Below are 12,117 nucleotides of genomic sequence, written 5' to 3'. Positions count from 1 at the left end.
TAGATTGCTCATTTCTGCATCTGATGTTGAAGTTCCTATCAGAACCTGTATAAATACAAAAAGGGAAACCACGTTTTGCAAAAACGGAGTTCCCCTTATTTATTAGCTAAAACAAGCCTTTCGGCAGGCCACTTTGTTTCAGCCTTCCTTCTTAAAACCTTCACCCAATACTTCACGCGTATTACTAATGATCACGAAAGCATCCGGATCTACCAAGCGAACAAGCGTTTTGAGACGGGTCACCTCATTTTGGCCTACCACAACCATTAGCACAGGACGTTCTTCGTTCGTATAACCGCCTCGTCCAGCCAACTCCGTCAATCCCCGATCCAAGTCATGTAAAATAGCCTGTGTGATCTTTTCCTTCTGATTGGATATGATATAGGCCACTTTGGAGTAGCTTAACCCCATTTCCACGGCATCAATGACCTTGCCAGTTACAAACAAACCAATTAGTGCATACAGCGCCCGCTCCGGCGATAGAGCAAAGCCAGCCAGTGTGATGACTGTACCGTCCATAAGCATGACGCAGAGTGATAGGCTGAGGCCGGTATATTTTTGAATGATCTGCGCCAAAATAGCCAGCCCACCCGTCGAGCCTCTGCCCCGGAATACAGTGCCCAATCCCAACCCTACTCCGATTCCACCATACAGCGAAGCCAGCAACGGATTCGTTGTCGGAACTGCCCAATCCTTAGTTAGATAAACGAATAAAGGTAACATGATACTTCCCAGCAGGGAACGCAAACCGTATTTCTTTCCTAACAGCAGCACCCCCGCTATAAATAACGGAATATTCATTCCCCACTGCGTATAAGCTGGTTCCAGACCAAACAGATCCTGGCCCAAAATAGATAAACCCGACACACCCCCGGATGCAATTCGGTTAGGAAGCAGGAACATATTGAAGGTCAGCGCCGTAATGAAGGAGCCGAGCACAATGAGCAGAACATCCATCACATTGCGAGCGGGGCCGCTGGCGGCAATCAGAGGCCTACGGCGTCTTCGCCGAGCAGCGGGGAGATTCATTTGAGACATCTTTCGTATTCTCCTTTAATTTAAAAATACCGTGTACACAAAAATTCCTACAGTCCATAGGCACATGGCCTATGGGTCTGTAGGAAAACATACAGGCTATTATTCTGCGTCCAGCTTGATCTGACTGCGCAGGTAACCGTCGATGAACGGGTCCAGATCGCCATCCATGACAGCCCCTACATTGCCTGTTTCCACACTGGTACGATGATCCTTCACCATGCTGTATGGGTGGAACACGTAAGAACGAATTTGGCTGCCCCATGCAATATCGGACTGTTCCCCACGGATTTCGTCCAATTGTTGACGCTGCTCTTCAATTTTGCGCTCGTAGAGCTTGGAACGAAGCATCGTCATAGCCTGCTCACGGTTCTTGATCTGGGAGCGCTCATTTTGACAAGTTACAACAATGCCGGAAGGAAGATGCGTAATCCGAACTGCTGAATCGGTCGTGTTAATATGCTGACCGCCTGCGCCGCTGGCGCGGTACGTATCAATTTTAAGATCCTCTGTCCGGATTTCCACGTCCACATCATCCGCAATTTCCGGCACGACATCACAGGATACGAACGACGTATGCCGACGACCCGAGGAATCAAATGGAGAAATGCGCACGAGACGATGCACGCCTTTTTCTGCTTTGAGGTAGCCGTAAGCATTATAGCCCTTGATCAGCAGCGTTACACTTTTGATCCCTGCTTCATCACCCGCAAGGTAATCCAGCGTTTCTACCTTAAAGCCGCGTTTTTCTGCCCAGCGTGTATACATCCGTAGCAGCATTTGACCCCAGTCCTGCGACTCGGTTCCGCCTGCCCCCGGATGCAACTCCAAAATAGCATTAAGCTTGTCATATGGCTGATTTAAAAGCAATTGCAGTTCGAACTCCTCAAGCTTGCTCAGCAAGGATCTGATACTGTTCTCAATTTCTCCAGCCAGTGTTTCGTCGCCTTCCTCATCAGCCAGCTCAGCCATCATCCCCGCATCCTCATATTCCTGACGGAGCTGTTCATAGCTGTCTACCGAAGACTTAACCGCGTTCATTTCCGCGATCACAGCTTGGGCTTTATCGTTATCATCCCAAAAATCAGGCGCAGCCATCTTTTCCTCAAAGTTTGCGATCATTTCCTGTTTGAGATCTAAGTCAAAGAGACCCCCTAAGGTTTGTTAGTTTCTTGCCTATTTCTCTTAAATCATGCTTAACATTTGGATCAATCATTATGTCATTCTCCTTTTGGCGATGGGTTAAGGGTTTAAAACTGTTATGAGTACGGCTGGGTGAGGAGACGCTACGCGAATGATTTGATCTTATGATCGCTGACACTTCTCCAGATTCAAATCCTTCGCTTCGCTACCGACCGCCGTAAAGTCAAACGGCTTTTAAATAACCGGGTGCTCCCCTGTATGGCACAAAATGGCCGACGGTCAGTTGGATAAACTGCCGCCTGCCATTATATGCAGTACAGGAAATGAATGCTTCCCTAAATCCGTTATCTTCTGCGCGGACGCGAAGGGGCAGATTTCTTTTTAGGAGCAGCAGGTTCGCCACTCGTCGAGATTTTGTCTTCGTCGATGACAGCCTGACGCTCTTGGTTGGATTCAATTTGCGCCTTCATGATGTAAGTCGCTACTTCCTCCTGGATGCTGGCGATCATGGCATGGAACATTTCAAAACCTTCAAACTGGTATTCACGCAACGGATCGGTACCACCATAAGCACGCAAGTGAATACCTTGACGCAGCTGATCCATAGCATCGATATGATCCATCCATTTGCTATCCACTGCACGCAGTACAATAACTTTCTCGAACTCGCGTACCATGTCTTCGCCAATCGTCTCTTCACGTCTGTGGTATCTTTCGTTAACTTTCTCGAAGACCAGTTCAACGATCTCTTCTTTTTCTTTACCCCACAGGTCATCACGACTGATTGCATTTTCATCAAGCAGATTGTTATTCACATATTCTGCCACTTCTTCAAGTTCCCAGTTTTCAGGGATGTCATCGCCGCAATGTGCTTCCACCACACGCTCAATGACAGGCTTGATCATGTCGAACACGACTTCTTTAATGTTCTCGGATTCCAGCACTTCACGACGCTGTTTGTAAATAATAGTACGCTGCTGGTTCATCACGTCATCATACTGGAGAACGACTTTGCGCTGGTCAAAGTTGTTGCCCTCAACGCGTTTTTGCGCCGATTCGATAGCACGTGTAATCATACGACTCTCGATTGGTTGGTCTTCCTCGAAGCCCAAGCGCTCCATCATATTGAGTACGTTGTCCGCACCAAAACGCTTCATCAACTCATCGCCCAGCGATAAGTAAAACTGTGTAGACCCCGGATCACCTTGGCGTCCTGCACGGCCACGAAGCTGATTATCAATACGACGTGATTCATGACGCTCTGTACCGATGATGTGTAAGCCGCCAATACCCGATACGCCTTCGCCCAACACGATGTCTGTACCCCGCCCTGCCATGTTCGTGGCAATGGTTACTGAACCCGCTTCACCTGCGCGGGAAATGATTTCAGCTTCCTCGGCATGATACTTGGCGTTAAGCACTTTATGCCGTACTCCTTTGCGTTTCAGCATTTCGGAAAGAAGCTCCGAATTTTCAATAGAAATCGTACCTACCAATATCGGCTGGTTGTTTTTGTGGCGCTCCACAATTTCATCCACTACCGCATGGAATTTACCTTTTACGCTCTTGTATACTACGTCAGGCATATCCACACGCTGATTTGCCCGGTTCGTAGGGATCTGGAGAACTTCCAGACCATATATTTTTTTGAATTCTTCTTCTTCTGTTTTAGCTGTACCCGTCATACCTGCCAATTTGCGATACATACGGAAATAGTTTTGGAAAGTAATCGTCGCCAGCGTCATGCTCTCGTTCTGTACAACAATGTTTTCCTTCGCTTCAATCGCCTGATGCAAACCATCGCTGTAGCGACGTCCGGCCATCAGACGGCCTGTGAACTCATCGACAATCAGAACTTCGCCGTCAGCTACGACATAATCCACATCCAGACGCATAATAGCGTTAGCCTTCAAGGCCTGTACGATGTGGTGATTGATTGTAACACTTTCCTGATCGTACAGGTTCTCCAGTCCGAAGAAATTCTCAGCTTTGGATACACCGTTCTCGGTCAAAGCAACCGACTTCACCTTGATATCCAAGGTGTAATCTTCTTCAACATTCAGACTCTTCACAAAACGGTCAGCCGCAAAATACAGCTCTGTGGATTTCTGAGCTTGTCCAGAGATAATCAACGGCGTACGGGCTTCATCGACGAGAATCGAATCCACTTCATCAATGATACAGAAATACAACGGACGTTGTACCATCTGTTCTTTGTAGAGCACCATGTTGTCACGCAGGTAATCGAATCCAAACTCATTGTTCGTGCCGTATGTGATGTCGCAAGCATATGCAGCTTGCTTTTCTCCATGACCCAGACCAGACAAATTCAGCCCGACCGACATGCCCAGGAAGTTATAGATTTGTCCCATTTCTCCGCTGTCACGTTGCGCCAAATAGTCATTGACCGTAACCACGTGCACGCCTTTACCCAACAGTGCATTCAAATAAACCGGCAGTGTTCCCACTAGTGTTTTACCTTCGCCAGTTTTCATTTCGGCAATTCTACCTTCATGCAGCGCAATACCACCAAGCATCTGCACGTCATAATGACGTTTGCCCAATACCCGCTTGGACGCCTCACGAACGGTTGCGAAAGCATCCGGCAAAATCTCTTCCGCCGTAGTTCCCTGCTCAATCCGGGCTTTAAACTCCGCCGTTTTCGCTTGCAGTTCCTCATCCGATAGCTTCTCGAAATCCGGCTCTAATTTATTGATCAGCTCAACCGTCTTCATTAAACGCTTGACGTCACGTTCGTTTGTATCTCCAAAAATTTTCTTTACAATTCCTAACATGGTTTACCCCTTTCACGCAAAACAATTAATAGAATCAATTTCACAATAAGAAAGGGTCCATGATGAAATTGATCCCGATATGTTTGACAGGCCCGGCTATACCAGCCCATCGTGCGATGTTCTTTGCATAAATTGTAACAGTTTGTAGGACATGCCGCAACACAAGCCGCTCCCTGATTTGCATCCGGTTAAAGATACCAAAACAATTCACGCATGAAATACACATTTAGTTACGTTTATTTGCTTAAAATTTCATTTCATTTTCAGAAAAACATATAAAAGAGCCCTACCCCGCCAGGTTCGCAAGGATAAGGCTCGTCGTTAGTTTCATTCTTCCCAATCTCCAATGAAGCATGCTTTCAATCGGGAACCCTCTATTCATTTTAAAACATGATAAGTTCCTGTCTTACAGATTATTCCCGTTCGATCAGGCCGTATTTACCATCATTGCGCTTGTAAACCACGCTGACTTCTTCGTTATCAATATTGGCAAATACAAAGAAATTATGTCCAACCATGTTCATTTGAAGAATGGCCTCTTCCACATCCATCGGTTTCAATAAGAAACGCTTGGTGCGGACGACTTCCAGCTCATCCAATTCTGCATCTTCAGCAACAGCCACGCCACCTGCCGTATCTTCTACAAAAAGGGTTTTCAAGCTGCCCTCCTGACGAAATTTACGGTTCAGCTTGGTTTTATGCTTGCGAATCTGCCGCTCAAGCTTGTCTACCACGGCATCAATGGACGCATACATGTCGTCGCTTTCGTCTTCGGCACGGAGTACAAGCCCCGGCAAAGGAATGGTTACTTCTACAGTGTGCAAATCTCTGGTTGTGCTTAACGTTACACTTCCGTCAGACGTCGGGGGTGCATCGAAATACTTCTCAAGTCTGCTGAATTTCTTATCAACGTATTCCTTCAAAGCGTCGGTAACCTCGATCTGTTGACCTCGTACTGTTAAGTTCATAGGGCACGCCTCCTTTGCCCCTTCAGTATAACACATATGTTAACGCCAAGTAAAAAAAGCACCCGACATTTCGAAGCTATTTTACAAAATTCTTCTTTTTTCGCTAAAACGCTTCCTCAAACCTCATTTTTTGAAAAAGATCATGTTTTAAAGAGACACACATACACATGTGAATAATGAGCACATATAAAAATAGTTGCTCTGCTGCATCGTGACATTTATGTATTCCCGGCTTTACGTTCAGCTGCTTTAACGAAAAAGGAGGGGTGGCCTTTACACACTGAATCCGATGCAGGCCTGTGGTGGTATGCACGGCTTTCCTAAACTCACACTTAGCTCCAGCGCTCTGCGTGTCGGGCAGGAAGATACTTTGTCCTTTACCGTCAACGTAGAAAACATCGGCAACACTCCGCTGGAGGAGCTATTGCTCACCGCTCCATTTGCAGCCTAAGATTTCCTTTTGCTGTGAACGGTCACTGTGAGCTCTGTGTCGCTTCCATTTCCTAAGCTGCTCCAAGGTATCCCGTTGGCCGTCTTGACCCACCCTAGGGCCGTCATCGTCTTTTCCTTGGACATTGGATCCGCACTCCGTGCTTATCTAATCACTCAAGTCATCCTGCGCTATTAATTCCGCTTTCCAGACGGACGCTTAGAGAAGCAGTTGTGGAGATGGCTGACTTCGACGGTTCTGTCGAGTAGTTTTTCATTGTGCAGCTCCTTACATCGTGTAAGGGGCCTTTTTATATACCCAGAAAACATAAAAAAGCCCTGGAATACATTCCAGGGCAGTTGCTAGCGCGTTATCCATTGCTAACCATCTTACCAATTATGTAGGTCGGCTATGCCGGGGATGATTATAATTTGGTTACGTTAGCGGCTTGTGGTCCACGTGCGCCTTCGACAATGTCGAACTCCACGTCTTGTCCTTCTTCAAGTGTTTTGAAGCCTTCTGTTTGAATTGCGGAAAAATGAACGAATACGTCGCCGCCATCAGCAGTTTCAATGAAACCATAACCTTTTTCTGCGTTAAACCATTTTACTTTACCTTGCATGCACTAACATTCCCTTCGTCATCAAATGAAGTGAAGCTCTCGCCCACATTTCCGACTATACCATCCAAAGTTATCCATTGTCAATTGGAATTGATAATGTTTTCATACATAGTTATTCCAATTTTTATTTGTAAAGCACTCTATTCCTATAGATTGGCATGGTATAATAAGCAAAAGAGCCTACTATATTCATATAGTAAACTCTTCGTGAGCGTTCGAAACTCATAAAATAAATTCAATTAAATTTTTTGTTGCGTCCCATTTTGCTTAATTATAGTAAACCACTGTTGGATGCGGCTCAATCCCTTTGGCATAGTAGTAATTCAAGCTACTTGCAAAATCAATGACTTTCTTTTTATCAAGATCATATACAAGAATATCTGGATCTCCAGCCATATCAATAAAATCCAGACGTCTTGGAGTAGTTCTGCCGTTGGTGTCAACGAAAGAGGAACTGTGATAGGGAGGGTTGCCAGAACTATATGCTGATTCAAAATAGGTGAAAAGCGTCCCTTCATTTAGAACAATTAAAACCGCATTATCCGAGCTTGCATAATTCGAGGTATATTTCACAGGGTTGTATTGGAAATTTGCGTCCCGTTCACCTTAATGTCTCCGTTTGTATACTCAAATCTAGAGGACTTTCCTCCAAAGCCAGTCAGTAAAAATATATAGTTGGTATGAGACTTTAATTGGCAGAGCCTCGTTTATTATAAAATCACTCGGGTTCCATTTGGGTACTTAGTCTACTCACGAACCAACTAACGATTATTCTTTGGACTTATGTATTGGATATCAGCACCTGCGCCACCTTCCACGCACATTGCCATAGGCCATTCGTCGTGGTCATATCCCTTTTTAGTCGGAACCCCTTTTAAGGACTCCTTGTGGTTTTCCTCAGCTCCATCCCGATCAATCGTATACAGAATGTCCGGCTGCAATCGCATCCTTAATGTGTGCCCCCGTTTCTGGATAGCGTGAGCTTGGAAATTCCAAAGTGTACTCAGAAACTGCTTGTTGGTTGGCTACCGATGGTTCGGCATAGACACCTTGTTCAGAAAATAGCCGCCAGTAAAAACACAATTAATCCTCTCACAAATCCTTTCACCATATGACATCTCCATAGTACTTTAAATCCTCTCAATGATATATTGTGGGACGTGTCAAAGTATCGAGCATGCTGTCACAAAACAAACAAATAGCAGCAAAATTATATAATGTAAGAGATATTACTCGACGGATTGTCAAGCCAAGTACGACAGTTCTTCTGAAAAGGATTCGTGAGCAGTTTTCCAGCCCAAACATTTTCGTGGTCTGTGGTTGATGAGGTCTAGTGCACGCGCCATTCATCGTCCCTCACTTGGGCGAAATCGGTCCCTTTGGGGAAAAATTCGCGCAAGAGCCCATTGGCGTTCTCGTTGGAGACGCGCTGCCAGGACGAGTAAGGGTCAGCAAAGTAGACCTGCACTCCATGCGTAGCTTCCAGACTGGTATAACAGGCAAACTCCTTGCCTCGGTCGGCGGTTGCGGTCTGGAAGGCGCCGACAGGGTACTGGGAAGCGGCAACGCCAAAGGCATTCTCCATAGATACGCCGTGCGATCAGACATCTGACTGGCGGTGTACAGACGTGTCTTGCGTTCCACAAATGTAGCTACACAGCCTTTACTTTTCCCACGTCCCAAAACCACGGTGTCCAGCTCCCAGTGTCCAAACGTCTGACGAGAACGGACTTCTTTCGGACGCTGGGAAATCGGTCTGCCTACGGCAAACTTGCCACGGGTTTCAGCAGGCTTCTGTCTTTTGCCTTTGTGCCGAAGGGCCGTTAACACGCCCTTCACCAAGCGACTCGTATACAGCCAGCGAGATGGTTTTAAAGCACACGATACGTTGTCCTTCCTGACGCAGTCGCTCCACGATCTGCTCAGGAGACCAGGTGGCCTGAAGCTTCTTTTCGATGACCGCAGCTTGTTCTGGTGTCCACTTGCCCGACAGGTACGGAAGCCCTACGGAGCTGCTTGTAAGCTTCATGAGAACATTTAGCTTCATACAGCTCCTGCTTTGCATTACGACGAAGCTCTCGGCTAATGGTCGCAGGATGTCTTCCGAGTTCCCAGGCAATGGCTCGTGCGCTTTTCCCTTGCTGGTGGAGGATTTCTAGCTTGCTGCGTTCGACTTTGCTAAGATGAGTGTAGCTCGTGGTGGATTCTCCTTGTGTAGAGGGTGTTGTGGTGACTGCATTCTACACGAATCCGGCCATTGGCCCTTTATTTACTTATTTCCAGTGAGTGTGTCGCACTTCATATTACAATCCGTCACTCTAAAAAAATTAATCCACAATTAAACTTATATTTGAATATATAGACATTAATGTTTAGACATCCCTTTGTTATTTTTATATTCTCATGAAGCAAAATAAATATGTCAAAGGGGTTCTACATTAAATGAGAAAAAAATTCGGATTAATTACACCAATCTTGCTACTGATTTTATTATTGATTCCATTATCTTCAGTAAACGCCTATCCAGGTGGTCTTGCCAATGGGAAACCAGGAACTATAACATATGGCACATTCAGCGGAGGTGAAACAACCTTATTAGCAACTGATGATAATAATAAAACATCGGTATCCTTGAAATCACAGACTCTAGTTATAGATTTAGGAGAAACTCACACTATTAACTCCTATCGTCTGGATGCTACTGGAACATTTAGATGGAAATTATACAATGACAATAAAACATACATTGGCGGGTTTGAAACTTCAGCATATCCCATGAACGGCAACCCATTTGTAGGTCATGCTTCTGGTGTTAGATACCTAGTTATGGATGGAACTGGAACCATTAATGAATTAGATGTTTTTACAGGAAGTATATTACCTAGTGCACCTCAGAACTTAGTTGCTGTTGGTGGCGATTCAAAAGTAACCTTGAATTGGGACGCAGTTACGGATGCTAAAACTTATACAGTTAAAAGATCGACAACCTTAGGTGGACCGTACACGAATATTAGCGTATCAATAAAAGATACCTCTTTCATAGATACTTCAGTTACAAACGGATTACCCTATTATTATGTCGTTTCAGCCATTTCTGATGGGGGTGAAAGTCCAAATTCAAAAGAAGCATCAGCAACTTCCATTGGAGTAGTTACACCGGATCCATCTACTAAGCCCGATCCATCTACAACACCAGATCCGTCTACTAAGCCTGATCCATCTACAACACCGGATCCGTCTGCTAAGCCTGACCCATCTACAACACCGGATCCGTCTACTAAGCCTGATCCGTCGGATACAGATGGTACCTCCCAGCCTACTGGTGACCGTGCAATTCTGACTGTAACAATGGATAATGGATTTGATAAAGAATTCGATTTAAGCAAAAAAGAACTGAATGCCTTCATCGCTTGGTATGATGCAAAAGATGCTGGTAGAGGTGCTTCATTCTTTGCCATTGATAAGCACAATAATAACAAAGGTCCATTCAGCAACCGTAAAGACTACGTAATATTCAATAAAATACTCACGTTTGAAGTAAGCGAGTATTCAACTAAATAACAAAAAAAGACTATCCGGCTACTGAACTGTGACCGTATTTATGGACAATTTGAAAAAGTTGACGGAGTAGTTAAGAGCATGAAACAAAAGACGATCTCAATTTCGTAGTAATAGGGAATGAAGGCCGTCTTTTTGTTATAAATTCAGGTCTTTATGCCTTATTTCTTACTTCATCAGCTTCAATATTCTCTTCAAGTTTACAGTAAAGATCGCCATTGCACCTTGTAACTGCATGCCAGTTAGAACCGAAGATGACGCTACATCATACCCTTGTCTGTGTTTGAGTTCACTATTCTTCGCTTCAATTTTGTAGCGTTCTCTTGACTTCGCTTTGAAGTACTCGCTTTCCTGGAACGACATTTGTTCCGTGTGTTCGCCAGATTTAATACTCACTGAGTAGGACTTGCTTTTTGCTCCTTCATTGTAGCATCCTCCTTTAAAAGAACACCTCTTACATACTTCTACATCGAAGTTATAGGTATTCTTTTGGTTATTGTTAACGCCCTTTTCTCCTGTCCGTGCTCTCTGAATCGCCATATGGCCGGCCTTACACACGTACATGCCTGCATCTTTATTGAATTGAAATTCATTTTCTTTCTTACGTGCCCCTTGTGTAATGAGCGGATTGAGTTTGCCGATCAGTTCAATTTCATTGCTTTTAGCGTAAACGATGTTGTCTTTTTCAGAGTAAGCTGTATCTCCGATGACCGATTTGATTTCCATACCCGTTGCTTTACTTTTTTCAATCAGCAATTGCAGTTGCTTGCTGTCATTCTTTTCACCCGTTGTGACAACGGTTGCCGTTATGATTCGTTCCTCGGTCATGGCAAGATGGGTCTTATAGCCAAAAAACGAGGAATCCGCGCTCTTGTGGCCGACTTTTGCATCTTGGTCTTCTGAGATACGTAATTGTTGCAGGTCATCGGCGACCATTTCTTTCAAGAAATTCAAAGGTTCTTTAATTTTCGGCCATTCGCAAATACCGCCTTCAGCTTCAAGTACGGCAATGAGTTTTTGACAGTAGCCGATCTCTTCCTCAAGTACATTACATTCTTGACAGGGAACTTGGCCTTGAGTGATTCATCTGCCTTATAGACCGCTTTTCTCAACTTGCGGGAACGATCCAGCAAGATTTTCCGGGGAGATTTCTGGTTGTAACGAGCTTTTGTATGAGTGGCATCGACAATGATGACTTTGCTTTTAATAATGCCCTTTTCCAATGCAATTTCAACGGTTTTGCCCACTAGCATGTCAAGTAAATTCAAGTCTTTCAAGTCTTCATAAACAACAGAGAAGCCAACCAGTTCGTTGATTTGTTGTAACATATTGTCTTTCGGTACTACCAAGTTATAAAGTTCCAAATAAGGACTTAAAGTCATAGATTGTGTTTTTGAGTCATCTCATTCACCTACTTGGTTTAATACCTTAATTATATAGAGAGAAGGTACAATCTTCTCGCTAAAACTTGAGAAGATTGTACCTTTTTTCATACGCCTCTATTTTATTTAGGGAATCGTCTTTTTATACGTTTATTTACTTTCTCTCACAAAATTTAATTTTAAG

General features: G+C 44.6%; 8 protein-coding genes and 3 pseudogenes. 2 read left to right on the top strand and 9 right to left on the bottom strand.

Translation table 11 applies throughout. The features are described from left to right. Positions 1–138: 138 nt before the first annotated feature. From ABH897_RS09610 to hpf, 4 genes are all read right to left on the bottom strand, one after another. Positions 139–1,038 carry a YitT family protein gene (locus tag ABH897_RS09610; protein WP_283653529.1) on the bottom strand — a complete coding sequence of 300 codons (900 nt, stop codon included), beginning with the start codon at positions 1,036–1,038 and terminating at the stop codon, positions 139–141. 99 nt (positions 1,039–1,137) lie between these two features. Continuing rightward, positions 1,138–2,251, bottom strand: a protein-coding gene (prfB, locus tag ABH897_RS09605; RefSeq protein WP_137060522.1) for a peptide chain release factor 2 whose coding sequence is annotated in 2 segments (ribosomal slippage) — positions 1,138–2,178 and positions 2,180–2,251 — 1,113 coding nt in all. Because the reading frame shifts where the segments join, the coding sequence is not laid out codon by codon here. A gap of 271 nt (positions 2,252–2,522) precedes the next feature. After that, positions 2,523–4,973 carry a preprotein translocase subunit SecA gene (gene secA, locus ABH897_RS09600; protein WP_283653531.1) on the bottom strand — a complete coding sequence of 817 codons (2,451 nt, stop codon included), beginning with the start codon at positions 4,971–4,973 and terminating at the stop codon, positions 2,523–2,525. Positions 4,974–5,386: 413 nt separating this feature from the next. Then, positions 5,387–5,941 (bottom strand): ribosome hibernation-promoting factor, HPF/YfiA family, encoded by a 555-nt coding sequence (gene hpf / locus ABH897_RS09595; protein ID WP_137060524.1) that lies wholly within the window; start codon positions 5,939–5,941, stop codon positions 5,387–5,389. A 289-nt stretch (positions 5,942–6,230) separates the two neighbouring features. On the opposite strand from hpf, the gene ABH897_RS09590 reads away from it, so the two are divergent. After that, a complete protein-coding gene (locus tag ABH897_RS09590; protein ID WP_404591694.1) occupies positions 6,231–6,392 on the top strand; it encodes a hypothetical protein in 162 nt (53 codons plus the stop codon). Positions 6,393–6,795: 403 nt separating this feature from the next. Here the strand turns inward: ABH897_RS09590 and ABH897_RS09585 are convergent, their stop codons facing one another. From ABH897_RS09585 to ABH897_RS09570, 4 genes and pseudogenes are all read right to left on the bottom strand, one after another. Continuing rightward, positions 6,796–6,993, bottom strand: coding sequence for a cold shock domain-containing protein (locus ABH897_RS09585; RefSeq protein WP_013373372.1), 198 nt, complete (start codon positions 6,991–6,993; stop codon positions 6,796–6,798). A gap of 267 nt (positions 6,994–7,260) precedes the next feature. Next, positions 7,261–7,566, bottom strand: coding sequence for a hypothetical protein (locus tag ABH897_RS09580; protein ID WP_404529630.1), 306 nt, complete (start codon positions 7,564–7,566; stop codon positions 7,261–7,263). Positions 7,567–7,757: 191 nt separating this feature from the next. Further along, positions 7,758–8,076: pseudogene (locus tag ABH897_RS09575) on the bottom strand (NucA/NucB deoxyribonuclease domain-containing protein); the annotation flags it as partial. A gap of 161 nt (positions 8,077–8,237) precedes the next feature. Next, positions 8,238–9,188, bottom strand: a pseudogene (locus ABH897_RS09570) (IS30 family transposase); the annotation flags it as partial. A 247-nt stretch (positions 9,189–9,435) separates the two neighbouring features. On the opposite strand from ABH897_RS09570, the gene ABH897_RS09565 reads away from it, so the two are divergent. After that, positions 9,436–10,554, top strand: a complete 1,119-nt coding sequence (locus ABH897_RS09565) for a fibronectin type III domain-containing protein (protein ID WP_404591692.1) — start codon at positions 9,436–9,438, stop codon at positions 10,552–10,554. Between the two features lie 165 nt (positions 10,555–10,719). On the opposite strand, the pseudogene ABH897_RS09560 reads toward ABH897_RS09565, so the two are convergent. Continuing rightward, positions 10,720–11,933, bottom strand: a pseudogene (locus ABH897_RS09560) (transposase). Between the last annotated feature and the right edge of the window lie 184 nt (positions 11,934–12,117).

Source organism: Paenibacillus sp. RC73 (assembly GCF_044908085.1).
GTDB lineage: Bacteria > Bacillota > Bacilli > Paenibacillales > Paenibacillaceae > Paenibacillus > Paenibacillus terrae_A.
The sequence above is the reverse complement of the archived record's forward strand: the minus strand, read 5'-3'. Positions and strand labels throughout refer to the sequence as shown.

Excerpts from the sequence above, each read along its gene's own strand:
- ABH897_RS09610 (WP_283653529.1), bottom strand. The coding sequence starts at position 1,038 with ATGTCTCAAATGAATCTCCCCGCTGCTCGGCGAAGACGCCGTAGGCCT.
- secA (WP_283653531.1), bottom strand. The coding sequence starts at position 4,973 with ATGTTAGGAATTGTAAAGAAAATTTTTGGAGATACAAACGAACGTGAC.
- hpf (WP_137060524.1), bottom strand. The coding sequence starts at position 5,941 with ATGAACTTAACAGTACGAGGTCAACAGATCGAGGTTACCGACGCTTTG.
- ABH897_RS09590 (WP_404591694.1), top strand. The coding sequence starts at position 6,231 with ATGCAGGCCTGTGGTGGTATGCACGGCTTTCCTAAACTCACACTTAGC.
- ABH897_RS09585 (WP_013373372.1), bottom strand. The coding sequence starts at position 6,993 with ATGCAAGGTAAAGTAAAATGGTTTAACGCAGAAAAAGGTTATGGTTTC.
- ABH897_RS09565 (WP_404591692.1), top strand. The coding sequence starts at position 9,436 with ATGAGAAAAAAATTCGGATTAATTACACCAATCTTGCTACTGATTTTA.